This is a genomic window from Ensifer adhaerens, assembly GCF_002940685.1.
GTDB lineage: Bacteria > Pseudomonadota > Alphaproteobacteria > Rhizobiales > Rhizobiaceae > Ensifer > Ensifer adhaerens_E.
The window spans coordinates 44261-70265 of sequence record NZ_PNFP01000018.1 but is presented as its reverse complement, the minus strand read 5'-3'; the positions used below and the strand labels follow the sequence as shown (position 1 = coordinate 70265).

Below are 26005 nucleotides of genomic sequence, written 5' to 3'. Positions count from 1 at the left end.
GGGGAGGCGCAGGGCGCCTGTCCGTTAGCACCTAACGCGGCGCACCTGCCTTTCAATAGCCACATTCCGCAGCGCGGCATTTTCGCAGGCCCGCAATGGGGTTGCGCTCAAGGCGATGCGGTCAGTCGATGACGGATGGTCGTGCTGAGGCGTGTCACCGCTGGCGGGCGCGGGGCCGCGGTGGGCTCCGGTTCGCTCGTCTGTAAAAACAGGCGGATAGAGCGATTTGGTGAATCGGTCTCAGAGGAGAAGTCGAAAACCGCCGGCACGCAGGATTGCCGGCGCGTTCCCCCCAAGGCAGACGCCTACGTACCGCAGAAGGTCCGCTGGACTTCCTCTTCCGGGCTTGGTGGAGCCTGGTAGCGGGCAAATTGCGGCTGGTCGGCGTAGGGGTTGGCGGTGACCTCGACCAGCGCCTCGAAGAGCGAGAAATCCGCATCCTCGGTCGCCGCCACGATCGCTTCTTCGATCCGGTGGTTGCGCGGGATATAGGCCGGGTTGACCGCTTTCATGGCTGTCGAGCGCTCGTCGGGCGTCGTCGTCTCGCGGCCAAGCCGCTCACGCCAGTCCCCAAGCCATGTCCCGATCGCCTCGGCCGAAGCGAAGGTCGAGGCGAGCACCATGTCGGCCGCCGGGTCGCGGGCGCTGTCGCAGAGCCGCCGGAAGGTGAGGGTGAAATCGGCCTCTCCCTGGTGCATGGCCGTCAGCAGTGCCTGCACCAGATCGAGGTCGCCCTCCTCGCTCGTCGCCAATCCGATCTTGCGCCGCATGCCGTCCAGCCAATGGCGCTGGAAGATCGCGCCATATTCGCCGAGCGCGTCGTTTGCCAGTTCGACTGCCGTGTCCTGGTTGTCGTCGAAGAGCGGTACCAATGTTTCTGCAAGGCGCGCCAGGTTCCATTGCCCGATCGCCGGCTGGCTCGCATAAGCGTAGCGGCCGATCTGGTCGATCGAGGAGAAGACTTTTTTCGGATCGTATGCGTCGAGGAAGGCGCAGGGGCCGAAGTCGATCGTCTCGCCCGAAATCGTCATGTTGTCGGTGTTCATCACCCCATGGATGAAGCCGACATGGAGCCAGCGGGCGATCAGTTCCGCCTGGCGCGCAGTCACAGCCTTGTAGAAGGCGAGATAAGGCCGCTCTTCGTCCCTGACGTCAGGGTAGTGGCGATCGATCGCGTAGTCGGCAAGTACTTTCACCGACGCCATGTCGCCGCGGGCGGCAAAGAACTGGAAGGTGCCGACGCGCATGTGGCTTGCCGCGACCCGCGTGACGATGGCGCCGGGCAGGATCTGCTCGCGGTAGACCGGCTGTCCGGTGACGACGGCGGCAAGTGCACGCGTGGTCGGAATACCGAGCGCAAACATCGCCTCGCTGACGATGTATTCACGCAGCACCGGCCCGAGCGCCGCGCGCCCGTCGCCGCGCCGCGAAAACGGCGTCTGGCCCGGTCCCTTGAGCTGGATGTCGCGCCGCTGTCCGTTGCGATCGATGACCTCGCCGAGGAGGATCGCCCGGCCGTCGCCGAGCTGCGGCACGAAGGTGCCGAACTGGTGGCCGGCATAGGCCATGGCAATCGGGTCGGCGCCCGCAGGCAGGCGGTTGCCCGAGAAGATCGCTGCGCCCTCGCGCTCGAGCGTGGCGACGCCGAGCCCGAGTTCCTCGGCGAGCGGCCTGTTGAACTTGATCAGCCAGGGCTCCGCGACAGGGGTCGGTTCGATGCGCGCGAAGAACTGTTGCGGCAGGCGCGCATAGCTGTTGTCGAAGGCAAAGGCTTCGGCGTTTCCGGTCGGCGACGGGGGGACATAGTTCATGACAGGGCGGTCAACGGCTTCTGCCGGGATGGTCCGGCTGCCGTCCTTTCGACGCAAGTCTACACGAGCCGTGTGGCTTTCGCGAGGGTGAGGACCGCAAGGTGCCCTCCCGCAATTGCTTGCGAGAGGGCTGGGAGGGCGGGGCCACGCGCCTCAGGCGCTGAGCGCCGTCGGTGGAAGGCAGGCCTCGCAGATTGCCGCGATGTGGCGATGGTCGGTGCCGCAGCAGCCGCCAAGGATGCGCAATCGTGGCAAATGTGTCGTCAATGTTCGATAACGCCGGCCGAGGTCGATTGGATCCCCGGCATCGAGTGTTTCGCTTTCGTCGAGCTCGGCATGGCTCTTGGTCGAGGCGTTGGCACGGATGCCGGCGATGCGCTGAACCCAGATACTCTCGGGATCGAGGCTCGTCTCGAAATGGTCGGGATGGGCGCAATTGACCATGTAATAGTGCGGATAGCCGCCGGTCGCCGCATCCACGGTCTCGATCGCGACCTGAATGGTGCGGCCGTCCGGCAGCCGGCCGTCGGTTTCCACCGTGAAGGCAATCGAGCAGGGCATGCCGTGGCTCTGGGCCGCCCGGGCAATGCCGGTCGCCTCGTCGATGCTCGTCAGCGTATAGGCGCTGACGATATCGGCGTCGCTGGCGGCAAAGGTGGAAATCTGTGGCGCGTGATAATCCTCGGCCTCGTCGGCGCCCATGCGGCCCAGGCGGTAGCCGTCGCCGCGTGGCCCGATGGCGCCGCTAAGCACGATCGGCGCCTGCGGGCGTTCGTACTCGGCGCGCAGTTCCGCCAGCATGTAGATGGCGTTCTGGTTGGCCTCGGCGAGATCGGCGCCATTGTAGCCGAGCTTCTTGCCCCAGTCGGCGCTGGCGCGCCAGGTGGGCGTGTCGAGCACGAAGCCTGTGCCGTGTTGCTGCGCGATCGCGAGGTACCGCCTGTAGTAGTCGAGCAGGCGCCGGCGTCCGTCCGCCGTCGAAATGAGCACGAAGGCTGCAAAATGCGGAAGGGCGATGCCCTCATGGAAGATCAGCGTCGTTTCTATGCCGCCGTCACTCAGGAACAGTCCACCCTTCAACAGCGGCAGGCTGCGTCTGTACTTGGCCATATCGGTCTCCACCGGTTCAGTCTTGCTGATGGGCTGGGGGACGCCTCCTTTCCCCAGAGCCAAGTAAATTTCTGCCTTATCATCATCTTCTAAACTAGACGACTTGCGGTATACTATTGCTAATATACTAAATTACTGTCGTAAAATCAGTGGCTTGCTGCCGGGTTCTCGTCACTGCGCTATGGGCTGGTCGCCGTGTTGTTGCTGGAAACCGTACCAATGGTAGGGAGCGGCTAATGCGAAAGGGTGAGGAAACGCGGGCGAGAATCCTCGATGTTGCCGAGGCTGCGGTGCTGGCCAAGGGTTTCGGCGCGACCTCGATCGATGAACTGATCGCCGAAACCGGCATCACCAAGAGCGGTTTTTTCTACCATTTCCGGGACAAGAACGAACTCGCGCGCGCGCTGCTCGAACGCTACATCGAGAACGACGAGCGCATTTACGACGAGATCTTCGGCCGCGCCCATCAACTGGCCGACGATCCGTTGCAGGCCTTTCTTTTGGGACTGAAGATGCTGTCGGAAATCCTGGCCGACTTACCGAACGGCCATCCGGGCTGCCTGGTCGCCGTCATGTGTACGCAGGAGCGCGCCTTCGATCGCGAGATCCAGGAAATCAACCGGCAGGCCGCGCTGATGTGGCGCCGGCGCTTCGGCTCGATGTTTGAGGAGATCATGCGCATCTACCGGCCGCGCGAGGCGCTCGACGTCGACCAGCTTGCCGACATGGTTTCGACCGTGCTCGAAGGCGGCATCATCCTGTCGAAGGCGCTGAAGCAGCCCGAAAGCCTGCCGCAGCAACTGCTCGTGCTCCGGTCTTTCGTCCGGCTGCTGTTCCAGCCGGCGTCAGCCTAGAAGAGTTTGGCGCGTTTTTGGTCGGAAATTGCGTCCTTGCGGAGCGTCAGCGCTCCATGTCGAGCGCCAGATCTGCGAGCTTGCGCACCGTGTTGAGATTTCGCGCCGTGCCGGGTTTCGCAGCCGGCAGCTTGAACTTCGACCGGCCGGAGCCGTTCGGAAAATGGATGTAGATTTCGCTTCCCGCGATCTCCACTTCTTCGCCGTCGGGGGCGACGAGCCTGTCGAGCGCGTCGGCCGGCGGTGGATCACTCAGGAACACGACATGCAGAAGGTTGGGCTTTGCGTCGGGGAAGGGCGCCCGATCCGCGATTGCCTGCAACTGTGCACCGGTCCGGATCATCACGCCCGGCGCTTTGCCGAGCTTTTCGCGAAGCGCATCGTCCAGCATTGTTGCGACATCCCCGGCGGACCGATCCGAGCGGAACAGCACATTGCCGCTCTGGATATAGGTCTTCACATCGGCAAAGCCGAGCCCCTCGCAGATCCCCTTGAGGTCGGCCATCGAAAGCGAGGAGGTGCCGCCGACATTGACGGCACGCAGCAGGGCGACATGGACGGGCATGGCAGGCCTCTTGGGAACCAGGTGAGGGGCAGGATGAGGAAGACCGCAAACGGCATTCCTCATCCTGTTCTGCTTACATCTTGCCGGCGACCTTGATGGCGAAGGCGTATTCGAAGGCGATCTCCTCGAGCCGCTGGAAGCGTCCCGAGGCGCCGCCGTGGCCGGCGTCCATGTTGGTCTTCATCAGGATCGGCTCGTCAGCGGTGGTCTTCTCGCGCAGCCGTGCGACCCATTTCGCCGGTTCCCAATAGGTGACGCGCGGATCGGTCAGCCCGCCGAGCGCCAGGATCGCCGGATAGGGTTTGGCGTCGACATTGTCATAGGGCGAGTAGCTGGCGATGATGTCGTAGAACTCGCGGCTGTCGATCGGGTTGCCCCATTCCGGCCATTCCGGTGGGGTCAGCGGCAGCGTGTCGTCGAGCATGGTGTTGAGCACGTCGACGAAGGGCACGGCAGCGATGATGCCGGCGAACTTTTCCGGCGCCATGTTGGCGATTGCGCCCATCAGCATGCCGCCTGCCGAGCCGCCCTCGGCGACGATCTTCGCGTAGGACGTGAACTTCTGTTGATTCAGATAGTCAGCGGCGGCGATGAAATCCTTGAAGGTATTGGTCTTCTTGGCCATCTTGCCGTCTTCGTACCAGGCAAAGCCGCGATCCTTGCCGCCGCGGATATGGGCGATGGCATAGACGAAGCCGCGGTCCGCGAGCGAAAGGCAATTGGTGTTGAAGCCGGCGGGAATGGTGATGCCGTAAGCGCCGTAGCCATAGAGCAGGCAGGGCGCCGACCCGTCGAGCGGCGTGTCCTTGCGATAGAGCAGCGTCACCGGCACTTCTGTGCCATCCCACGACGGAGCGAAGACGCGCCGGGTGACGTAGTCGTCCGGATCGTGGCCGGAGGGCACTTCCTGGGTCTTCAGCAGCGTGCGCTGGCGCGTCGCCATGTCGTAGTCGAACAGCTGCGACGGCGTCGTCATCGACGAATAGGAGAAGCGGATGACGTCGGTGTCGTACTCGGCAGCCCCCGAAAGGCCGAGCGAATAGGCCTCTTCGGCAAAGGCGATTGCGTGTTCCTCGCCGGTCTTGCGGTCGCGGATCACGATCTCCGGCAGGCCCTCGCAGCGCTGCAGCCAGACGAGGTGGCGGGCATAGGCCATGTGGCTGAGGACCAGCGTGCCGGGCTTGTGCGGTACCACCTCACGCCAGTTTTCCTTGGCCGGTGCGTCAACCGGCGCTTCGACGATCTTGAAGTCCTTGGCGCCATCGGCATTGGTGAGGATATAGAAGACGTCGCCGCCTTCGGTCATCGAGTATTCGAGGCCGGTGATGCGCTCGGCGACGAGCTTCGGCTCGGCCAGGAGATCCTTGGTCGAAAGCAGCCGGTACTCGCTCGTCTCATGGTCATGGATGTCGATATAGATGAAGTCGTCGAGCAGCGAGCCGCCGACCGACATGAAGAAGCCCGGATCCGCCTCCTCGAAGACCAGCCGATCGTCCGCCTGGGCGGTGCCGAGGATATGATGGAAGATCTTCGATGGGCGATGGTTGTCGTCGAGGACCGTATAGAAGAAGCTCTTGCCATCAGGCGCCCAGGCGCCGCCGCCACCGGTGTTCTCGATCACGTCTGCCAGGTCTTCACCTGTCGCCAGGTCGCGAACGCGCAGCGTGAAATACTCCGACCCCTTGTCGTCATAGCCCCAGATGCCGAGGCTGTGGTCGGTCGAATGGTCCAGGCCGGCGAGACGGAAATAGGCCTTGCCATCGGCTTCCTTGTCGCCGTCGAGCAGCAGGTGCCGGATCCCCTCGTTCTTGTGGTCGCCATCGCGGGGAATGCGGAAGTAACGCGGTTGCTCGCCGCCGGTGACATAGGCATGGCCATAGGCAAACGGGCCGTCCTTGACCGGGATCGAGCTGTCGTCTTCCTTGATCCTTCCGCGCATCTCCGAAAACAGAGTCTTTTGCAGCGCCTTCGTGTCGTCCATCGCCGCGTTCATATAGGCGTTTTCAGCTTCGAGATGCTTGCGGATATCGGGGTCGAGGATGGATGGATCCTTGAACATCGCCTGCCAATTGTCCGCGCGCAGCCAGGCATAGTCGTCGGTGCGGGTGATGCCGTGCCGGGTGTCGCTGACTGGCTTCTTTGCGGCGACGGGAGCTTTGGGGAGGTTGCTGAATACGGACAAGATGCGTCTCCGGGATCGATGCGGCGGGAGACAATGAGATAGAGAGCCTGCCGATGGGGATCAAGCGCAAAGCTGCCTCCGGCGAGTGTTCGCGGCGGCGGCAGATGACGCCTACCAGCGCCCCTTCAGCGATTGTGCCGCATGCTCGATGAAGGCACGCACTTTCGGGGTTTGCGCCTGGCGGTCGGCAAAGCAGGCGTAGAAATCGAAGGGTTCGTGGTCGGTGTTGGCCACGCCTGCCTCTGGCAGCTCGCCGAACAGCGGCACGACCAGCCCGCGTTCGATCAGCGGTGCCGCGATGAAGGCGCCGAGCCGGGCAATGCCGGCACCGGCGATCGCCATCTCGGCGAGCGTGTCGATGTCGTTGCTGACGATCGTCGCCTTCAGGTCCGGCTCGAAGCGCAGGCCGTCGCGGTTGAACGCCCAGCGAAAGATGCGGCCGTGGCCGGCATAGCGGTAGACGAGGCAATCATGGTGCGCGAGGTCTTCCGGCCGTTGCGGCCGGCCGCGGCGTTCGAGGTAGGAAGGCGCCGCGCAGATGATCATCGGCACAGAGGCAAGCTTGCGCGCGATCAGCCCCTGTTCCAGCTGCAGGCCGAAGCGCACGCTGATGTCGATGCCTTCGCCGATGTGATCGATCTCCCGGTCGGTGACGACGAGTTCGATCGAGACATCAGGATACCGGGCGGCGAAGGACGGCACGAGCGGCGCCACCACATGGCGGCCGAAGGCGACGGACGAGGCGATCTTCAGCGGCCCGCGCGGCTCGGTGCTCAGCGCCGAAACGGCCGCCGCCGCAAGCTCCAGCTCTTGCACCACGCCGCGCACGCGTTCGTAGTAGATCCGGCCGCTCTCGGTCAGACCAAGCTGGCGCGTGGTGCGGCTGAGCAGCCGGCTGCCGAGCGTGCGTTCCAGCCGCGCGATGTTCTGGCTTGCGGCAGCCGGGGTGATCCCCAACCTTCGTGCGGCCGCAGCGATGCTGCCTTCCTCGACACTCCGGACAAAACTCTCCACTCCGCGCAACGTATCCATAATGACATCCATCGAATAATATTCGCCATTCGATAGTTTTGCCTATTTCTGAAGGAGGCTGCAATGGCCTACCTGGCCGCGGCGCGATCCGTATAGTGCGGCCGTGAAGCGAGGGGATAGTCCCCTCGATCAATCCCTGGAGACTTCTGATGGAAGACACCCTATCGGCGCCGCGGCTCGCACGCCGCCGCAAGTTGCCGCCGCGCACAGCACCCATTGCCTTTGCCTTCTTCATGTCAGCGATCATGGCGTTGCTGATGTGCTGCGTCATCGTCGGCGCCAACACCGGCATCGACGCCGGCTACCCAGCCCGCGTGTTCAATTCCTATGCGCTCGCCATGCCGGTCGCCTTCATCTGCGTGCTGCTCGTCCGCCCATTGGTCGCACGGCTGGTCGGCGCCGTGTGCCGCCTGCCGGGCTGACAAAGCACCGTCCCGGAAAACCGGGACGGGCAGCTTCCTGTGCTTCGGACCGGTAAGGCACGCCACATCCCTTGTGAAATCCGTTCAGTTGCAATTCAGCCGAGTGGTCGCATTCTGTTTTAGCCGCAACCACGGGCGGCCTGAACCAAGGGGCAATCGAGATGGGCATGTTGAACAAGCTGGTGCCGGCCATTCTGGCCGGGGCGCTCTCCGCGGCACTTCCTGCCGGTGCAAGTACGTTTGTCGCCTGGGAAGTCTCCGGCGTCGACTGGAACGATGTGCTCAACGCACGCGCCTGGCCATCATCATCCTCGGCCGTTCGCGCCGGCTATCCCAATGGCACGAAGCTGCAGATGACCGGCCGATGCATGAACGGCGTCGACCTCAAGCGCATCGCCCGTTGGTCGGCCTCCGCCCAGCGCCAGGCCGTACGCGCGACATGGTGTCAGATCTGGCACGATCCGCAGCGCAATGGGAACTGGCAGGAAGGCTGGGTCTACGGCAAGTTCATTCGGCCGGCGCGCTTCTAGCGTCTCTGCAGAAACGATAAACCGCAAGCGTGGCCCGCAAACAACAACGCGCGATCTTGCGCTCTTGTACAAGAGCGGCGTTGTTTTATTTTTTGCCGGGAGCCGGATATCGTGAACAATACCTATGGCAGGCTTGCCTCTCACGTTTATAATTTAGACAAATATATTGGAAAGACCTTCGGCGATATCGACTATTACCGAGAGAGGCTTCTCGGCTGTCGCGGGCCGATCCTCGAGCCAGCTGTCGGCAACGGGCGGGCGCTGATCCCGTTGCTGGAGGCCGGCTTCGACGTCTCCGGTTTCGACGCTTCGCAGGACATGCTCGACTATTGCCGCGCGCACTGCACGGACCGCGGCCTTGCGCCCGCCCTGTCGCGCCAGACCTTCGAGACCTTCACCTACGCGCAGCGCTTCAATGCGATCGTCGTTCCCGCCGGGTCCTTGCAACTGATCGCCGACCATGGCGTGGCATCCGCCGTGCTGACGCGCTTTTTCGATCAGCTGGCGCCGGGCGGCCGGTTGATCTTCGATCTCTACCCGGGCGACATGGTCGCGGACCTGCAGCCCAATATCCGCAGCTGGCAGACGGAGACGGGCGACCTCTTGACCCTGACCAGCCAGCGGGTCAAGACCGACGTTATCGGCCAGACGACGGTCTCGCATCTGCGCTACGAGCTCTGGCAGGAGGGGCGGCTGGCGTCGAGCGAGCTTGAATTCTTCACCATGCGCTGGTGGGGCGTTCAGGAAATGATGCTGACGCTGCGGGCGGTCGGCTTCGCCGATATCGTCGTTTCCGGCGATTATGCCTTCGGTAGAGTTCCACAAGATCGTGACCACGTCGCCACCTTCGAGTGCCGCCGGCCGGAATAGCGCGCGCCGGAGCAATTCGGGCAGAAGTGCCACGCCCGGTCGGCCGGGCGTGGCTTCAGCGATCAGCGGCAACGGGCCGCCGCATTGCTCTGGTCGAGCTTCGCGCCGTTGACGGTCAGCACCGAACTCGGCGACTGGGTGATCGTTCCGGGCGACATGTCGGCGTCGAGCGCGCAATCCTTCGGCGTGTTGGTGACGTTGACGTTGCCGGTGATGTCCTCGGCTGGGCCGGCGAAATAGAGGCCGGCGATGCCGGCCTTGTCGACCGACATGTTTTTCAGCACGATGTTGTTCGCCGGGCCGCCGAAGGATCCCCAGGCGTCGCCGTAGATGTGAGCTCCATAGGTTCCGGCATTGGTGACCGTGACGTCCTGCAGCGAAATGCCGGAGACGGGGTTGAAGAAAATGCCGGCCCGGAGCGGGCGGTCGACCTGAAGTCCCTTTACGTTCACATTCGTGGTCTGCACGTTGAGATTGGGGCTGGCAATGAGCATCAGGCCGTTGATCCCGCCGGTCAGGCGCATGTCGTTGATCACCACGTCCGATGTGCCCTGCAGTGCCACGAGATCCATGTCCCGGTCCTGCTTGGAATTGTCGACGGTCACCCGGTCGAGTTTGACATTCTTGCCGGCGACGAGCAGCACCCCTTCGCGTCGCGAGTTGCTGATGGTGACGTTATCGAGTGTCACGTTCTCCGTGCCCTTGATCAGTTGATGTTCGGTACGGCTGATCTTCTTGAACTCGCCGCCGGCGAAGACGCCGTAGGTGACATTGTCGATCTTGGTATCGCGAATGGTGAGGTTGCGGCCGCCGACCGAACTGATCGCAGCAAAGGGCGCCTTGTTCGGATTGTAGATCGAGAACTCGCAGCTCGTGTTGTTCTCGCAAATGTAGAGATCGTGGATACGGCTGTCCTGAACCAGCGCGCCGTCGACGTGCGTGAAGCGGATGCCGTCGTGGTTGGTGGCGCCAATGTCGACATTGTCGACGGTGACGTTCGCAGCGTTGGTGGCAGCGATGCCGGCAAGGCCGCCGCGCACCGAAAGCGACGATACGGTGCTGCCCGACGCCATGGCGATGACGTCCTGGGCGGGGTTGTAGCCGGTGATCGTCGTGGCGGCACCCTGGTTGACGAAGGTCGCGGTCGCGCCGCTCATTGCGCCGCGCACCGTGATCGCGCCGCCGCCGCCGAGAAGCGTCTGGCCGTTACCGAGCGCAAGCGTCCGGTCGAGGCCGAGGTCCCCGTCCGTCAGGATCAGCGCGTCGCTGCCGGCAGCGCCGATCAGGGCGTTGATGTCGGAGGCATTGCCCGAAGCCGAGGAAAGCGTGACGACCCGGCCGGCGTTGCGGCCGCTGCCACCAAGCTGCGCCGCCTCGACGTCGCCGGTGGCGCCGGCATGGGTGCGGATCCGGGTTGCGCGCTCGACGCGTCGGGTCATCGGATCGAAGGCGTCGGCCGTTGCTCCCTCCGCGCCGAAGGGGATGCGCAGCCGCGCCATGACGGCGCCCTTCAGTTTGTCCTCGTTGTCATAGGTGCCGGTGACGCCGAGCGAGACGGTCGAGCCTTCGGAAAGGCCGGGCAGATCGGCAAAGGTCAGTTCCGCGCGCAGTTTTGCACCGAACATGTCGCCGAGATTGCGGCCGCCATACCAGTAGCTGCCGCCGAAGACCTTGAGCTGGACGTTGGAGTCGTCCTCAAACACCGGCAGCCGTCCGCCGATTTCGGCGTCGATACCGCGCCGCGCCCGTTCCTTGCCTTCCTGGAAGACGAGCACGTGGTCGCGCACATAGGCGGCGTTGAAGGCGCTGAGCGTCTTTGCGCCGGTCAGCGGCAGATAGAAGTTGCTGCGCATCTCGAGGTCGCCGCTGAGCGCTTCCAGGCCGAAGGAAAGCTGGCTGAAGGCATTGCCGTGGTCGCTCTTCAGATAGTCGTAGTAGCCGTAGCCGCCGATCACCCATTGATCGTCGGCACGGAAGCGGTAGCCCGCGCCGATCGAGCCTTGGCGAACGGACCCGTTGGCAACTGTCCCGCGTGTATCGATGAAAATCGCATTGCCCGAATCGAGCACGAAGGGGAGGAAGAAGCCGCCGCCGGCGCCCGAGCCGCCGCTGAAGAAGCCGCCCTCTATTTCCGCCTGCGGACGAAAGTCGACCGCAAGTGCGGGGCTCGAAAGCAGGGTGCTGCTTGCCAGGGCAGCTGCAAGAAAACTCTTATTTTTCATATTATTAACTCCGCATGTACGCGGCCTTGGGCGAGGCCGGTTGGGCATGCGGTTAAAATATGTGAGTATAATACTCAAGTTTATTGATCGAATGCCGGGGAGCTATCCAGCGACGCGTTGACGCAGGCGACGGCTGCGGCCGGGCTGCGATACGGGGGCGCTCGAAGCGGAAAATGCAGGCCGCCCGCGGATGGCGGGTGGCCCTGTCCAAAACCGGCCAGGTCAGGCCGTGAGGGCCGCGACATTGTCCCTGGCATAGGTTTCCAGGCTGCGCGGCGCATGGCCGGTCAGCGCCTCCACGTCGCCGGTGGGGTTTGCCACCCAGCCTTCACGCACGGGATGGAAGATCGACGCGAGGAAGCGCGCGTAGTCGTCGGGCACCCCGGCGCCCACCAATATGCCGATGAAGGTCTCGTCATCGACGGGCGCGTAGGCGATCGGCTTGCCGGCCACGCGCGACAGGATCGCTGCCGCTTCGCCATAGCTCAGCGCTTCCGGCCCGGTGAGATTGAAGGCGCGACCGTTGAAGGCCTCGCTCGTCAGCGCTGCCACGACGCTTTCGGCGATGTCGCGGGTGTCGATGAAGCTCGTCCTGCCCTCGGCCGCCGGAACCGCGATCGCGCCGTGGCGAATACCCTCGATCCAGTAGCTCTGGAAATTGTCGGAGAACCAGTTCGGCCGCAGGATGACGAAGGGCGTGCCGCTCTTCTCGAGCTGCAGCTCGAGCTGGCGATAGGGGATGCTGTCGTCCGCATCGACACCGATGACGGTCATCAGCACGATCTTGATGCCGCGGGCGGCAGCGGCGGTCACGATCGGTCCGACCAGCCCGACTGGGTCGAGGTATCCCGCCGGCGTCAGAACGAACAGGCGGTCGACGCCATCAAGGGCCGGGCCGAAAGTTGCGGCATCCTCGTAGTCGAAAGCGACGGCTTGCGCGCCATCGACGGCTGTCGCCTTGCGCGATGCGGCCTTCACCGCTTCGCCACGGGCGACCAGCGCCCGCACCACCTTGCTGCCGATCGTTCCGTTCGATCCAAGAACCAGAATCTTGCCTGCCATCGCTTTTCTCCTAAGTATCAAAATGAAACCATATTACGAATGGGTACTAGATATTGGTGCCGGAAAGTGCTGTAAAGGAGGCAGTTTTTGGTGACATGGTTTCCGTCCGGAAACCGCGAGTGGGGTGTCCCATGGAGTACGACGTCTATGTGCAGGCCTGCCCGACCCGCCTGGTGCTGGACCGGCTTGCCGACAAATGGGCCGTTCTCGTGCTCGGAAAGCTCGACGAACAGCCGGTGCGCTTCAACCAGTTGAAGCGCGAGATCGACGGCATTTCGCAAAAGGTGCTGTCGCAAACCCTGAAGAAGCTGGAGCGCGATGGTCTCGTCAGCCGCAGTGTCTTTGCGACAGTGCCGGTGACCGTCGAATATGCGATCACGCCGCTCGGTCGCACGCTGACCTCGACGGTCGCAGCGCTGACGCGCTGGGCGGAGAACAACATCGAGGCGGTGCTTGCGGCCCAGCAAAAATACGACCGCAGCGCCTGAGGCGGCCGCGGCCGGCAAGTTTGCCGCCGGCGCCATGACGCCGGCGGCGCTGGGAGAGCAGGATCAGGCGACGAGCTTGAGGCCGATGCCCCAGGGATCGATGAGGCTGTGGCCATTGCCGTTGCGGCTGACGGCGATTTCCAGCGCGTCGAGCTTCGCGAGCGCCGCGGTGAGTTCGGCCGGCTCCTTGTACTGGATCGTATAGTCCGACAGTCCGGTCATGTGGCCTTCGCGCTTCGGTGCGCCGCGCGAGTTCCAGATGTTGGCGGCGACGTGATGGTGATACTTGCCGGCGCCGAAGAAGCTGGCGCCGGGATAGCGCGCCATCAGCCCGAGACCGAGCACGTCGCGGAAGAAGGCGTCCGCTTCGGGTATATTGGAAACCTGCAGGTGGATGTGGCCGATGGCGGTGCCGTCGGCCATGCCGCCCCAATTGCCCTTGGGCGCTTCGTCGTAGAGCGCCTGCAGATCGAGCGGCAGCGTATCCATGCCGACGGTGCCGTCGGGCTTAAAGCTCCATTCTGCCCGCGGCCGGTCGCGATAGACCTCGATGCCGTTGCCTTCGGGGTCGGCAAGGTAGATCGCCTCGCTGACCAGATGGTCGGAAGCGCCCTGCAGCCTGATGTTGTTGTGCGCCACATGGGCAAGCCAGCGGCCGAGTTCCTCGCGGTTCGGCACCAGAAAGGCGTTGTGGAAGAGGCCCGGCGCATTGCGCGGCGCCCGGGCGGCGTTGCCCTCGGTCGTTAGCGTCAGCAGCGGGCGGCCATTGACGCCAAGGGTCTCGCCGCTCTTGCTGTTCGCAATCGGGCTCAGGCCCATGATCTTCTGATACCAGGCGGAAACAGCCGGCAGATCCTGGACGACCAGATGCGCATGCTCGACATGTGCGGGCATGGCCAGCGCATGGTCGGTCGGCATGTCGAAGGTCTCGTGCGACGTCATAAACTGTCTCCTTGGCATCCAATCTGCGGCCGGTTCGCCGTTTCAGTTTCATCGAAACTGCTGAGGAATATGGGCTGCCTCGCTCGTTCACGGAAGCCTGTCAGTCACTTGATGTTGTGTTCGACATGCGTTGACAGTGGTTGTCTTCGCCCTACCTCATTTCGAGTGGGGCATGCGCGCGCAGCGCTTTCGATTTGATTTCAATCAAAGCCGAAAATGCCGTCGAGGCGCAATCTTGAGACGAGGGATTGGCCCGTGGCAACGGCCCGGCGATCCACGTGGGCAAAAGAAGGAGTACAGCATGTACAAGAAGATTATCGTCCCGATCGCCATGGATCAGCTGGAACACGGTGAATCCGTGCTCGGCATCGCCGAAAAGCTGGTCGACGAAGGGGGCGAGATTGTCCTGCTCAATGTCGTCGAGGATCTGAATGCCTATGCACAGGGCTACATGATCGTCGATTTCCCGTTGGAGATGGTCGAGGAATCCCGCAAGCAGGCAAAAAAGACGCTCGACGACATGAAGGCCAAACACGGCATCAACGGCCGCGTCGAAATTCGCACCGGCGGTGCTGCCGGCACCATCAACGCCTTCGCGAGCGAAGAGAATGCCGATCTTGTGATCATCGCCTCCCATCGGCCGGGTCTGATCGATTATTTCATCGGGTCGACGGCAAGCCGGGTCGTCAGCCATTGCCCCTGCGCCGTTCTCGTCGACCGGTAAGCCACCAAGAATAAGAGCGCATGCGGCGCGACCTCGCGCCGCCACCGCCAAGGAGTGTTCAAATGGACAAACATGCGCTTGACGACTTTCGCGACCGCCTTACCAGCCGCAAGGCGGAGTTGCAGGGGCGCCTTGTCAAGATCGAGCACGACCTCGATCAGCCGATGAATGCGGACGTGCCGGATCGGGTGACCGAGCGGGAAGGGGATGAGGTTCTGGAAGGGCTTGGCCTGGCAGGCCAGGAGGAAATCCGCGCGATCGACGCTGCGCTCGATCGGGTCGCGGCCGGCACCTTCGGAACCTGTGTGCGGTGCGGCCTGCCGATTTCGGCGGCGCGCCTGCAGGCGGTGCCCCATGCACCGCTTTGTCAGGAATGCGCGGCTGAGGTTTCCCGCGGCGCACGCTGATACCAGGCGGTCAGGCCGCTCCCAAATCCACCTTCAGTCGGGGCAGGAACCGCCCGGGGATCACGCTCGACGCGACGACCCCGTCGTCGACCGCGCCCATGCGGCGGTAAAACGCGGCGGCGCCGGGGTCCGCGTCGATCGTCATGACCGTTGCACCGCGCTTGCGCGCCGCCCCGACGCACCAGCCGAAGAGTTGCCGGCCAATGCCTGCCGCCCGCGCTTCCGGATCGATAAACAGCTTGTCGAGCTCGGCCACCAGGCCGCCCCCGCGGACCTGCGCCACGCCAAGGATGCGCGCGCCATCCATCGCGACCTGCAGATCCGAATCGTTCCAGTCATCGGCCGTGATCGTCAAGGACGGCCGGCACGCCTCGAGGAAAGCGGCGTCATAGCCCCAAACGGCCTTCGAGCGCAGACAGAGGTCGGTGAGCACTGCCGCCTGCTCCGGCTGTGGGGTATGCAGGACTGACATGATGCTCCCTCCCGATCTTGGTCATCCGGTCGTTCATGTGGTCATCGCCGCACCGGCCGACAAGTCTCCGGTCAATCTTCGCAGACACCTCATGCAACTGTTGTAATGCGTTGCAAAAGTTGATGCTTTTACCGCGCCCTTGCTGCTTTTCCACAGTGTTGGCTTGTGGCAGGATGATGGAAACTGGGGCGTGCACCGGGCATGCGCGCCGTAAGAAGTGGAAGTGCGGGGAGAGGGAAGACGTGGAGTTTGCTGGGGTCAAATGGAACTATGACCGTTCGGAACTGATTGCCGACGGCATCGTTCATGGCATCGGCCTGGCTGCCGCCCTGGTTGGCGTGACCGCGCTGATCTTCTACGCTACGCTGTGGAGCACGACGGGTCAGCTTGCTGCCGCCGCCGTCTATGGCGCGGGGCTGCTTGCGACGCTGTCGATCTCCTTTCTCTACAATCTCTACCCGATCTCGCGCACCAAGTGGTTCCTGCGCCGCTTCGACCACTCCTCGATCTTCGTGCTGATCGCAGCCACCTATACGCCCTTCCTGCAGCGTGGCCTGGATGATCCGTTCCTGTTCGTCATGCTGATCGGCATCTGGGCGATCGCCGGCCTTGGCGTCGCGATCAAGTGCTTCTTTCCGGGCCGCTTCGACCGGCTGGCGATCCTGCTTTATCTCGCCATGGGATGGAGCGGCGTGCTCGCGCTCGGCCCGCTCTTGTCGACGCTGACGGCAACGACGCTCGTGCTGATCCTGATCGGCGGCATCATCTATTCTGCCGGCGTGATCTTCCACGTGTGGGAAAAGCTGCGCTTCCAGAACGCCATCTGGCATGGCTTCGTCGTAACGGGAGCGGCGGTGCACTATTCGGCCGTGCTGACCTGCTTCAGCGCCGCGTCCTGAGCCGCGATCAGTTCGGCGCCTCGCCGGCCGCCGCGGCGACCGGTGCCTGCTGACAACCTTCCGATGGCCGCAATGCCTCCGCCATGCGCGAAATCACGCCATCGAAACTGGTGAGCCGGCTCTTGCGGTATTGCAGGCGGAAATAGGCGGCGCTGCCGTCGCAGAGTGCAATTGCGCGCGTGTAGAACACTTCATCGCCGCGCGCGCCTGAGAAGCTCGCCCAGGCGGCCGTCACGCGGGAATAGGAAATCCGCCAGTCGCCCTCCCGCTCGTAACCCATGCGGTCGTTGACGTCGGTTTCGAAGTCGCCGTCCATGAGCGTGCTGCCGAAAACTGAAAGGGTGGCGCCATTGTCGTCGGCATGAAAGCTCGCGCCATCGCCATTGTCGCCCTGGCTTTGCAGCTCGAAACCGGGAGGAATGTCGAGCACATAGCCGAAACGCTGATTGGCGTAGGGAACCCAATCCTCGGCCGCTACCGCGGTCAATGCGGACGGAAGCAGCAAAGCGAGTGCAGTCAGGATGCGTAGCATGCGGACCTCTTCTCGCTTGCTTCATCTGGTATATGTAGCGCCGCCTGCGCCATGGGGCGGTTCCCGGCGGAACAGCATCCCATGCCACTCCTTCCGCGCCTCGCTGTCAATCCTCGGTGAACGTCATCGCATGGCCGTTGAGGCAATAGCGCAGACCCGTCGGCGGCGGACCGTCTGGGAAGACGTGACCGAGATGAGCGTCGCAATCGGCGCAACGGATTTCCGTGCGGACCATGAAGTGGGAGCGGTCCTCGATCTCGCGGATCGCCTGATCGTCGATCGCGGCGAAGTGGCTCGGCCAGCCGCATCCGGAATCGAACTTGGTGTCGGAGCGGAACAACGCCCGGCCGCAGCCGACGCATTCGTAGGTGCCGGTCTGCTTGTTGTTGAGGAATGGACCGGTGAACGGACGCTCGGTGCCCTGCTGTCGCGTGATGCGGTACTGCTCCGGCGAGAGCTGCGCCCGCCACTCGGCATCGGTTTTCACCACTTTCGGCGTCTTTGCGGTCGTCATGAACGTCTCCTGTCGTTGCGGCGACTATATAGGAATGCGCGACCGCACACGCAAACATCGCCAGCGGCTTCGTCGGCGTCCGGTTTCAAGCGATCTCGCGGCGGATCACGGCCGGTCCGGCCCCGAGCCTGCGCTTGCTGTCGTTGTAGAAGGCGATGAATTCGGCCGCCGGCAGCGCCTTGGAAAACAGCCACCCCTGGCCGTACTGCACGCCCCGCTCGAGGAGATAGTCAGCCTGTTCCTGCCGTTCGATCCCCTCGGCGACGATGTAGAGATCAAGCGATTTGGCGATGTCGATGATATGCGGGGTGATCGAACTGGTGGCCGAGTCCGTGCCGATCGTATCGATGAACGATTTGTCGATCTTCAGCGCATCGAGTGGAAGTTCCTGCAGATATTGCAGGCTGGAATAGCCGGTGCCGAAGTCGTCGATTGCCACGGAGTGGCCGCGCCGGCGCGCCTCCTCGATCGTCGCCCGGGCGGATTTCACGTCCATGAAGCCGCGTTCGGTCGCTTCCAGCCAGACCTGCTCCGCAAGCACGCCGGTGTTTTGAAGCGCCGTCTCGATCACCGGAAGGATGCGCCCGGACTTGAGGTCGTCGGCGGCGAGGTTGATCGCTATGTGCAGCGAGCGGTCGGCGACGAGCACGCTCTTCAGCTCGGCGATCGTCGCATAGAGCACCTGATCGGTGATTTCCTCGATCAGCCCGTTCTCCTCGGCAAGCGGGATGAAGAGATCCGGCCGGACCATCTGCCCATCCGGCCGCCGCCAGCGCACCAGGGCCTCCGCACCGACACAGATGCCGGTCGTGAGCTCGATCAGCGGCTGGTAATGCACGATGAACTCGCGCCGCTGCACCGCGATCGAAAGCTCGCCGAGCGGCGACAGGCGACGTCGGGACAGCCAGACGACGAGCCCGACCATCAGCGCCGCGACCAGCGCGCCGCCTGGCAAAAGCAGCAGGCGCTCCCGATCCATGTCGCTGAGAATGGCGATGCTGGGGGCGGTTGCAACGGCGATCCAGTTTGCGTCCCGGGCGGTCGCGAACAGGTCGTCGGCGTTGCTGCCGGTCTTCGGAAGATCGGCGAGCCGTTCCGTCAGCGACGGATCCGGATCGTTCAAGGTGCTGACCAGCACGCCGTTCTTGGTGGCCACGGCAATCCGGGTGCCAGGCTCGGCAATCACGTCGACGAAGCGGACCGGGTTGGTCAGAACGGTGTAGGAGCGATACCGGAATGCCGTCATGGGCGTGCCGGTACTGATTGTCGGATACATCCGCGGGATGACTTCGACGCCGTTGCTCGCGAAGAAATCGGCAGCCGGCGAGCGGGTGAGGCGGCGTGGCGGGTAGCCCCAAGAGGTGCATCTGAGCAGCCCGTTCTCGAAGTAGCCGATATCTTCGATGGCGGTGGTGTTGACGACGAGGGAGCGCAGCGCCGCGATATGTGTCGCCATGCATGGCGGCATATCGAACCGGTCGGCGGCCTTCAGCGCCTTGGACGCTTCCACGAGCGCGGCGTCTGCGCGCATGATGGCATAGTCGGCAAGGCGAGAAAGCCGTGTCTGCTCGCCGCGCACTGCGATCGACCACGAAAGATAATAGGCCGCCAGCATCGGCAGGATCGCGCCGAGTGCAGCCAGGATACTGGCGATGACGACTATGCGAGATCGTTCCAAGCAGGCCTCGCCTGTGATCGTTGGTTGTTCAGTTCATGCTGCTTGCGGCAGAAAGACGGTCGGTGAACCGGAGCCTTGCGGTTCAAAGGTTTCGTCGAAGACAGAGGTTCAGAGCAGCCGTTGGTTTCCGCCGCTTGGCGATCCGGGCTTCGTATTATTTTGAATTGAAGAAGCCTTTACGTACAACTACCACGTCTTATTGTCCCGATTCTAGGACGTTCGGTCCTGCTGCGACAGCAACTGAATATTATGCTAACAGCATTTTAATTGCCGACGACCTCCGCCGCATGAAACGAATGATTCTGATCGTGCCTGGACTGCCGGGCCCGATCCCGGAAGCGACGTAACGGCACATAACGCCGATTTTATCCGGATAAGGCTTGAGACCCCAACATCCTTCTTTTATGTCGGGAGTTCGATCGATTACACGATGAAATAAAAGGAGCAGGCCAGGACGATGGATGTTGCGGCCCTGACATTTCTGGCTCTCGCACTGCCTTTCGTCGCGGCATTGCTCGCGCCGCTTCTCACGCGTCTTCTCGGGCACAATGCGGCCTGGGTCCTTGCCCTGTTTCCCTTGGCGATCGTCTTGCACTTCGCCCGCTTCTGGCCTGAAGTGGCCAAGGGCGAGGTCGTTACGGGCGGTTATGCCTGGATACCGTCGTTCAACGTCAGCTTCTCCTGGTTGATCGACGGGCTGTCTCTGACCTTCGTCCTCTTGATTGCCGGCATCGGCATGCTGATCGTGCTCTATTCCGGTGGCTACCTGAAGGGGCACCCGCAGCAGGGGCGTTTCTTTTCGTTCATCCTGATGTTCATGGGCTCGATGCTCGGGCTCGTCGTCTCCGACAGCTTCCTGATGCTCTTCGTCTTCTGGGAGCTGACCTCGATCACCTCGTTCCTGCTGATCGGCTTCGATCATGCGCGTGAGGCCGCAAGGCGCGCAGCCCTTCAGGCGCTGGTCGTGACCGGGGGCGGCGGCTTGTTCCTGCTCGCCGGGCTCCTGATCATCTGGAACGTCAGCGGCGTCACCCAGCTCTCGCTGCTCGAGGCCTTCGGGCCGGAGATGCGCGAAAGCCCGTTCTATCTGGCCGCACTCATTCTCGTTCTCGGCGGCGCCTTTACCAAATCGGCGCAGTTCCCCTTCCACTTCTGGCTGCCGAACGCGATGGAGGCCCCGACGCCCGTCTCGGCCTATCTGCATTCGGCGACCATGGTGAAGGCCGGCGTCTATCTCCTGATGCGGCTGAACCCGGTGCTCGGCGGCACACCCGAATGGCAGATCCTCTTGCCGCTCTTCGGCGGCGCCACACTCGTCATCGGCGCGGCACTTGCCTGCCGCCAGACCGACCTCAAGCTGATGCTCGCCTATACGACGATGGCGTCCCTCGGCCTGCTGGTCATGCTGACGGGGATTGGGGTACCCCACGCGATCGAAGCGGCCGCGCTCTATCTTGTCGCCCATTCGCTGTTCAAGGGCGCCCTGTTCATGGTCGCAGGCATCATCGACCACGAGACCGGGACGCGTGACGTAACCAGGCTCGGGGGCTTGCGCAGCGCCATGCCGCTCACCTTCGTCATCGCACTTGCGGCGGCGTTCTCGATGGGCGGGCTGTTCCCCTTCTTCGGCTTCATCGCCAAGGAGGAGATCTACTACGCGCTCTCGGGTTTCGACCGCCGCTCCCTGGTCTTTGCCGCGATTGCGATCCTCGGCAATGCGCTGATGTTCGCGGTGGCCTTTGCCGTCGCGCTGAAGCCGTTCGTCGGTGCAAGGGTCCAGACGCCGAAGGCGGCGCACGAGGCCCCGCTGCTGCTCTGGCTCGGACCGGCGCTGCTCGCCGCCAAGGGGCTTTCGGCCGCCTTGCTTTCGGGCTTCACGCACGAGCTGGTGTCGACGCCGATGGCTTCGGCGATTGCGGGCGAACCCCGTGCGGTCACGATTTCGGTCGTACCTCACGTCGGCTTGCCCTTGATGATGTCGATCGCGACCGCAGTCATCGGCATCGGCATTTATCTGAAGCTCGACCGCGTGCGTGCCTTCGTCGCGACGATCCTCGCCGATATCGGCTGGGGTCCCGATCGTGGCTTCGACCAGTTCATCCGCGGGCTCGTTCGCGTCTCCGTCGCGCTGACGCGCCGGCTGCAATCCGGACGCCTCGAAGTCTACATGACGGCCACCTTCATCCTGGTTGCCTTCGTGCTTTTGGTCGTGCCGATCGCCTATGGCGAATTCCCGCGCGCACCGTTCTTCGCGGCCGACGTGCCGCTGCACGAACTTGCGATCATGGCGATCGCCGTCATCGGCCTTGTCGCCGTGGTGCTTGCCGCGGACCGGCTGACGGCCATCGTCTCGCTCGGCATCCAGGGCTTTGCCGTCGCTGTCATCTTCCTGCTCTTTGGCGCGCCGGATCTCGCCTTCACGCAGTTCATGATCGAGACGCTTTCGGTCGTCGTTCTTGCGCTGGTCATGACGCGGCTCCGGCTCTCACCGTCCGATCATCGCCCGCTCGCGCAGAAGCTCCCGGATTTCGCCATCGCGCTCGCCTGCGGGCTCGGCTTCGGCCTGATGCTTTTGAAGGTAACGGGCGTGCCTTTCGACGCGACGCTCACCGACTTCTTCAATCTCTACTCGAAGTCGATCGCCCACGGCGCCAATGTGGTGAACGTCATCATCGTCGATTTCCGCGGTACGGACACGCTGGGCGAGATCGCAGTGGTAATGGTCACGGGTCTTGCGATCCTGTCCCTGGTTCGCTTGAGGGCGGGTTCGCTGCGGCGCGTTGCCGATAACGATCCGGATGCGGAGGAGCGCGCATGAAGTCGGTGATTTTCCGCGCCGTCGCGCCGTTCCTGACGAGCCTGATGGTGCTGTTTTCGATCTTCGTCCTGCTGCGCGGCCACAATGAGCCGGGCGGAGGCTTCATCGGCGGCTTGATCGCGGTGTCGGCGCTGGCGATCTACGGCATCGCCTGCGGCGTCGAGATGGTGCGCCGCGCGATCTACTTCCACCCGATGGCGATTGCCGGCGCCGGCCTCTTCGCGGCGACGGTCGCCGGCCTGATCTCGATCGCCGCCCGCGTACCCTTCATGACCGGTCTCTGGATCTATCCTTCGGTTCTCGGCCTCGAGGTCCCGCTGTCGACGGTGACGCTGTTCGATTGCGGTGTCTATCTCGTGGTCGTCGGCGCGATCAGCTCGATCGCCCTTTCGCTCGAAGAGCGGGGAGGCGAATGATGGAAGCCTGGTTCGCGCTGCTTGTCGGCATCTTCTTCACCGTTGCCGTCTATCTGCTCCTGTCGAAGTACATCATTCGTGTGCTGCTTGGCGTTGCCATCCTCGGCAATGCCGTCAACCTGTTGATCTTTGCCGGCGGCCGGCTGACGCGCGGCGTGCCGCCGGTCATTGCCGGCGACCAGGATGCGATCGTCGGCCCGGCCGCCAACGCCCTGCCGCAGGCGCTGATCCTGACGGCGATCGTCATTTCCTTCTCCTTCTTCGCGTTCCTGCTGGTTCTTGCCTGGCGCGCTTACGAGGCGCTGCAAACCGACAATACCGACGAGATGCGCGTTGCCGAGCCGAAGGACGAGCCGGCCCCGCCGCTTGGATACTGACCGACCCATGGCCGCTACAACCTCCCCCCCCGCAGACCTTTCCGCAGCACTCGTGCTCGAGCCCGTCGCCTCTGCCGACTGGCTGGTAATCCTGCCGGTTGCCTGGTGCCTCGCGATCGGGGCGCTGCTCGTGATGCTGCGCCGCAAGATCGACTGGCATCCGCCGATCGCCGTGCTTGGCCTTGCCGGCCTTGTTGTCATCGACATTCTCCTGCTGCGGCACGTGCTCGCAAGCGGACCGGTGACGATGGTCATGGGGCGCTGGCTGCCGCCCTTCGGCATCGCCTTCACCGTCGATCTCACGGGCGCGCTGTTTGCGCTCACCGCTTCCGTCGTTGCGCTTGCCGGCGGCACCTACTCGCTCGCCGATATCAACGACAGCGGTCGGCGCTACGGCTTCTATCCGTTCCTGATGCTGTTGATGGCCGGCGTTTCCGGTGCGTTCCTGACCGGCGACATCTTCAATCTCTATGTCTGGTTCGAGGTGCTGCTGATCTCGTCCTTCGGCCTGATCGTGCTCGGCTCGGAGCGCGAGCAGATCGACGGCGCGGTGAAGTACGGCTTCCTCAACCTCGTCGCGACCACGCTGTTCCTGATCACGACCGGCTATCTCTATGCGAGCTTCGGTACGCTCAACATGGCAGACATTGCCCGCAAGGCCGAGGGCCTCTCGGGCACGGCACCGCTGATGACGCTGACGGCGCTCTTCGTGCTCGCCTTCGGCATGAAGGCCGCCGCATTTCCGGTGAATTTCTGGCTGCCGGCGTCCTACCATACGCCCCGCGTGGTCGTGTCGGCGCTCTTTGCCGGCCTGCTCACCAAGGTCGGGATCTATGCGCTCATCCGCGTGACCGTCATGCTGCTGCCGGTCGAGCGCGAGGAATTGAGCTTCGTCATCGCTCTTGCCGGTGCGCTGACCATGCTCGTCGGTGTCCTGGGCGCACTGGCGCAATCGGATTTCCGCCGCATGCTCGGTTATCTCGTGGTCTCCGGCATCGGCTCGATCCTTGCCGGCGTTGCTGTCGGCGGTCCCGGCGGCATCGGCGGCGCGATCTTCTATGCGCTGCATTCGATGCTCGTCATGACCGCGCTTTACCTCGCCTCGGGCGTCGCAGCCAGACTCGGCGACAGCTTCTCGCTTTCGTCGCTGGCGGGTCTCTATCGCCGCCACGCCGGTTTTGCGGCGCTGTCGCTCATGCTCGCCTTCGCCGTGTCGGGCCTGCCGCCGTTCTCCGGTTTCTGGCCGAAGGTGATGCTGGTCAAGGCGGCGCTCGATATCGGCGCCTGGTGGCTGGCGGCGGTTCTGCTCCTGACCGGCTTCCTGACGACCATCGTTACCGGGCGCTTCTTCCTGCTCGCCTACTGGCGCGATGTGGCGTCCGGGGAGGGAGGGCCTGCGTCCGCGACGGTCTCGGTGGCGGCGCTTCTGCCTGTTGCCGCATTGACCGTGCTCGCACTGGCGATCGGTCTTTATCCCGAGCCGCTGCTTTCCGTGGTTCAGAACGCCGCTGCAGGCCTTGCCGAACCGTCGGCCTACCTGAACTCGGTCTTCCCGGGAGGAGCGCCGTGACCAAGTTCCTGACCATCAACCTGGTTTTCACGGCGATCTGGGGCGCCATCAGCGCCAGCTTCTCGCCCGCCAACCTGATCCTCGGTTTCGTCGTCGGAGCGTTGTCGCTGTTCTTGATCCGGCGCGAGCTTCAGCCGGTGGCCTACCCGGTTCGCCCGCTCAAGCTTTTCCTGCTGACGGCGCTGTTCTTCAAGGAACTGGCGATCTCGGCGACCAAGGTCGCCCTGCTGGTCATTCAGCCGAAGATGGTGTTGAAGCCCGGCATCTTCGCCTATCCGCTGACGGTCAAGAGCGATTTCGAAATCGCGCTGCTTGCCAATCTCATTACGCTGACGCCCGGAACCCTGTCGGTCGATGTCTCCGACGACCGCCGGACGCTCTATGTCCATGCGCTCGATTGCGCCGATCCGGGTGGCCTCAGGCGCGACATCGCCAATGGATTCGAGCGCCGGATCAAGGAGGCCTTCGAATGAACCTCTCGGCGCAAATCCTCGCCCTTGCCACCGGCTTCGCGATGGTCGTGCTGTCCGCAGCGCTTCTGATGACTGTCTGGCGCATCATTCGCGGCCCGACATTGCCCGACAGGGTGCTTGGTCTCGACATGCTGGTGGCGATCGCCATCGGCCTCATTGCCGTCGTTGCGATCCGCACCGGCTTCAACCTCTATATCGACATCGCCATCGCGCTCGGCCTTGTCGGCTTCCTGGCGACGGTCGCCTTTGCCCGCTTCGTGCTGGCGCGCGGCCTTTCACCGGAGAGGGCGGCTGTCGAAAGGGGCGTGGTCGAGGCCAGGCGCGCGCCGCTGCCGAGGGGCAAATCCGCGCAGCGCAAACGCAAGGGAGGGCGCCGATGAGCCCGGTCCTCGAGATTTCCGTCACCTTGCTGGTCGCCGTCCTGCTGGTCGTCGGTGCGACATTTTCGCTGCTGGCGGCGATCGGTATTATCCGCTTTCCAGATCTTTACACGCGCATGCACGCCGCCTCCAAGGCCGGTACGATCGGATCGGGCCTGTTGCTTTTGGCCGCGGGGGTGCATTCTCTCGACGCCGCCATTTTGATTCGCGCGCTCGCAGGCTTCTTTTTCTTCGTTCTGACTGCGCCGATCTCGGCTCATCTCTTGGCAAAAGCCGCACATCAGGCAGGTTACAGGCTGGCTAAGCTGTCAGTCATAGATCAGCTTCCGCAAAAGGAAGAGCCGCGTCGCGACTGATAGACGACAGTTCTGAAACTGTATTTCAGGACTTTACGATCGAGTGTGGCCATTTTAGCAATTTGGAGATAAAGTTGCTAAGTGTCGTCAAATTTATGTTTGGACTTTTCGCGCATCGATGTTAATCGAGTAAATGTAAAGTGTCGTCGTGGAAAATACTTTGAACTGAAATTCCAGCTTGAGTTGTGAATGTTGGTTGTTGCTTTGAGAGTTCGGTCGTCACCGGTTAATCGGCAACAGGTTTCGTAATCAAAATTCCAGCTCTTGATATCGCCGCAAGCGTTTCTCCTTGCCGCGTT

Annotated in this window: 27 protein-coding genes; 15 read left to right on the top strand and 12 right to left on the bottom strand. The window is 63.3% G+C overall.

Features of this window, described 5'->3' with window-relative positions; all coding sequences use genetic code 11:
* Positions 1–305 precede the first annotated feature (305 nt).
* Positions 306–1811: a protein adenylyltransferase SelO gene (locus C1A35_RS28990; RefSeq protein ID WP_104667698.1), complete on the bottom strand. Its 1506-nt coding sequence runs from the start codon at positions 1809–1811 to the stop codon at positions 306–308.
* 153 nt (positions 1812–1964) lie between these two features.
* A complete protein-coding gene (locus C1A35_RS28985; protein WP_199773063.1) occupies positions 1965–2921 on the bottom strand; it encodes a homocysteine S-methyltransferase family protein in 957 nt (318 codons plus the stop codon).
* A gap of 236 nt (positions 2922–3157) precedes the next feature.
* On the opposite strand from C1A35_RS28985, the gene C1A35_RS28980 reads away from it, so the two are divergent.
* Positions 3158–3775: a TetR/AcrR family transcriptional regulator gene (locus C1A35_RS28980; RefSeq protein WP_077962036.1), complete on the top strand. Its 618-nt coding sequence runs from the start codon at positions 3158–3160 to the stop codon at positions 3773–3775.
* Positions 3776–3821: 46 nt separating this feature from the next.
* Here C1A35_RS28980 and C1A35_RS28975 read toward each other — a convergent pair whose 3' ends face one another.
* From C1A35_RS28975 to C1A35_RS28965, 3 genes are all read right to left on the bottom strand, one after another.
* A complete protein-coding gene (locus tag C1A35_RS28975; RefSeq protein WP_104667696.1) occupies positions 3822–4340 on the bottom strand; it encodes a DUF1697 domain-containing protein in 519 nt (172 codons plus the stop codon).
* Between the two features lie 73 nt (positions 4341–4413).
* Positions 4414–6522, bottom strand: coding sequence for a S9 family peptidase (locus tag C1A35_RS28970; RefSeq protein ID WP_104667695.1), 2109 nt, complete (start codon positions 6520–6522; stop codon positions 4414–4416).
* A 111-nt stretch (positions 6523–6633) separates the two neighbouring features.
* Positions 6634–7554, bottom strand: a complete 921-nt coding sequence (locus C1A35_RS28965) for a LysR family transcriptional regulator (RefSeq protein WP_199773062.1) — start codon at positions 7552–7554, stop codon at positions 6634–6636.
* Between the two features lie 149 nt (positions 7555–7703).
* Here C1A35_RS28965 and C1A35_RS28960 point away from each other — a divergent pair, with 149 nt between their 5' ends.
* From C1A35_RS28960 to C1A35_RS28950, 3 genes are all read left to right on the top strand, one after another.
* Complete coding sequence (locus C1A35_RS28960) at positions 7704–7976, top strand: DUF2798 domain-containing protein (protein ID WP_104667693.1); 273 nt, start codon at positions 7704–7706, stop codon at positions 7974–7976.
* A 167-nt stretch (positions 7977–8143) separates the two neighbouring features.
* Entirely contained in the window at positions 8144–8506 is a 363-nt protein-coding gene (locus tag C1A35_RS28955; RefSeq protein WP_234823047.1) for an SH3 domain-containing protein, read from the top strand.
* A 111-nt stretch (positions 8507–8617) separates the two neighbouring features.
* Positions 8618–9376, top strand: coding sequence for a class I SAM-dependent methyltransferase (locus C1A35_RS28950; RefSeq protein ID WP_104667692.1), 759 nt, complete (start codon positions 8618–8620; stop codon positions 9374–9376).
* Positions 9377–9438: 62 nt separating this feature from the next.
* Here C1A35_RS28950 and C1A35_RS28945 read toward each other — a convergent pair whose 3' ends face one another.
* Positions 9439–11598, bottom strand: coding sequence for a right-handed parallel beta-helix repeat-containing protein (locus C1A35_RS28945; RefSeq protein ID WP_158665191.1), 2160 nt, complete (start codon positions 11596–11598; stop codon positions 9439–9441).
* Between the two features lie 222 nt (positions 11599–11820).
* Positions 11821–12660: an SDR family oxidoreductase gene (locus C1A35_RS28940; protein ID WP_104667690.1), complete on the bottom strand. Its 840-nt coding sequence runs from the start codon at positions 12658–12660 to the stop codon at positions 11821–11823.
* Between the two features lie 131 nt (positions 12661–12791).
* Between C1A35_RS28940 and C1A35_RS28935 the strand changes: the two genes are divergently transcribed.
* The gene (locus C1A35_RS28935; RefSeq protein ID WP_104667689.1) at positions 12792–13148 is read left to right on the top strand and encodes a winged helix-turn-helix transcriptional regulator; all 357 of its coding nucleotides are present in this window, start codon (positions 12792–12794) and stop codon (positions 13146–13148) included.
* A 63-nt stretch (positions 13149–13211) separates the two neighbouring features.
* Here C1A35_RS28935 and C1A35_RS28930 read toward each other — a convergent pair whose 3' ends face one another.
* Entirely contained in the window at positions 13212–14090 is an 879-nt protein-coding gene (locus tag C1A35_RS28930) for a VOC family protein (protein WP_104667688.1), read from the bottom strand.
* A gap of 301 nt (positions 14091–14391) precedes the next feature.
* Here C1A35_RS28930 and C1A35_RS28925 point away from each other — a divergent pair, with 301 nt between their 5' ends.
* Both C1A35_RS28925 and C1A35_RS28920 read left to right on the top strand, forming a co-directional pair.
* Complete coding sequence (locus C1A35_RS28925) at positions 14392–14814, top strand: universal stress protein (RefSeq protein ID WP_104667687.1); 423 nt, start codon at positions 14392–14394, stop codon at positions 14812–14814.
* Between the two features lie 62 nt (positions 14815–14876).
* Entirely contained in the window at positions 14877–15221 is a 345-nt protein-coding gene (locus C1A35_RS28920) for a TraR/DksA family transcriptional regulator (RefSeq protein WP_104667686.1), read from the top strand.
* A gap of 10 nt (positions 15222–15231) precedes the next feature.
* On the opposite strand, the gene C1A35_RS28915 is transcribed toward C1A35_RS28920, so the two are convergent.
* Complete coding sequence (locus C1A35_RS28915) at positions 15232–15693, bottom strand: GNAT family N-acetyltransferase (protein WP_104667685.1); 462 nt, start codon at positions 15691–15693, stop codon at positions 15232–15234.
* 242 nt (positions 15694–15935) lie between these two features.
* On the opposite strand from C1A35_RS28915, the gene trhA reads away from it, so the two are divergent.
* Complete coding sequence (trhA, locus tag C1A35_RS28910; RefSeq protein WP_104667684.1) at positions 15936–16592, top strand: PAQR family membrane homeostasis protein TrhA; 657 nt, start codon at positions 15936–15938, stop codon at positions 16590–16592.
* 7 nt (positions 16593–16599) lie between these two features.
* Here the strand turns inward: trhA and C1A35_RS28905 are convergent, their stop codons facing one another.
* The 3 genes from C1A35_RS28905 to C1A35_RS28895 all read right to left on the bottom strand — a co-directional run bounded on the left by C1A35_RS28905 (position 16600) and on the right by C1A35_RS28895 (position 19316).
* Positions 16600–17124 carry a hypothetical protein gene (locus C1A35_RS28905; RefSeq protein ID WP_104667683.1) on the bottom strand — a complete coding sequence of 175 codons (525 nt, stop codon included), beginning with the start codon at positions 17122–17124 and terminating at the stop codon, positions 16600–16602.
* Positions 17125–17230: 106 nt separating this feature from the next.
* A complete protein-coding gene (gene msrB / locus C1A35_RS28900; RefSeq protein ID WP_104667682.1) occupies positions 17231–17638 on the bottom strand; it encodes a peptide-methionine (R)-S-oxide reductase MsrB in 408 nt (135 codons plus the stop codon).
* A gap of 85 nt (positions 17639–17723) precedes the next feature.
* On the bottom strand, positions 17724–19316 hold the full coding sequence (locus tag C1A35_RS28895; protein WP_104667681.1) for an EAL domain-containing protein: 1593 nt from the start codon (positions 19314–19316) through the stop codon (positions 17724–17726).
* A gap of 457 nt (positions 19317–19773) precedes the next feature.
* Between C1A35_RS28895 and C1A35_RS28890 the strand changes: the two genes are divergently transcribed.
* Genes C1A35_RS28890 through mnhG form a run of 7 tightly spaced genes read left to right on the top strand, consistent with a single transcriptional unit; the run spans position 19774 to position 25706 of the window.
* Positions 19774–22134, top strand: coding sequence for a putative monovalent cation/H+ antiporter subunit A (locus C1A35_RS28890; RefSeq protein ID WP_104667680.1), 2361 nt, complete (start codon positions 19774–19776; stop codon positions 22132–22134).
* Entirely contained in the window at positions 22131–22550 is a 420-nt protein-coding gene (locus tag C1A35_RS28885; protein ID WP_104667679.1) for a Na(+)/H(+) antiporter subunit B, read from the top strand. The genes C1A35_RS28890 and C1A35_RS28885 overlap by 4 nt, the downstream gene beginning before the upstream one ends.
* On the top strand, positions 22550–22927 hold the full coding sequence (locus C1A35_RS28880) for a Na+/H+ antiporter subunit C (protein ID WP_104667678.1): 378 nt from the start codon (positions 22550–22552) through the stop codon (positions 22925–22927). Before C1A35_RS28885 ends, C1A35_RS28880 begins: the two co-directional genes overlap by 1 nt.
* A gap of 7 nt (positions 22928–22934) precedes the next feature.
* Positions 22935–24497, top strand: coding sequence for a Na+/H+ antiporter subunit D (locus C1A35_RS28875; protein WP_104667677.1), 1563 nt, complete (start codon positions 22935–22937; stop codon positions 24495–24497).
* Positions 24494–24970: a Na+/H+ antiporter subunit E gene (locus tag C1A35_RS28870; protein ID WP_104667676.1), complete on the top strand. Its 477-nt coding sequence runs from the start codon at positions 24494–24496 to the stop codon at positions 24968–24970. The genes C1A35_RS28875 and C1A35_RS28870 overlap by 4 nt, the downstream gene beginning before the upstream one ends.
* The gene (locus C1A35_RS28865) at positions 24967–25350 is read left to right on the top strand and encodes a cation:proton antiporter (protein ID WP_104667675.1); all 384 of its coding nucleotides are present in this window, start codon (positions 24967–24969) and stop codon (positions 25348–25350) included. The genes C1A35_RS28870 and C1A35_RS28865 overlap by 4 nt, the downstream gene beginning before the upstream one ends.
* Positions 25347–25706, top strand: coding sequence for a monovalent cation/H(+) antiporter subunit G (gene mnhG / locus C1A35_RS28860; RefSeq protein WP_104667674.1), 360 nt, complete (start codon positions 25347–25349; stop codon positions 25704–25706). Before C1A35_RS28865 ends, mnhG begins: the two co-directional genes overlap by 4 nt.
* The last annotated feature ends 299 nt before the right edge of the window (positions 25707–26005 follow it).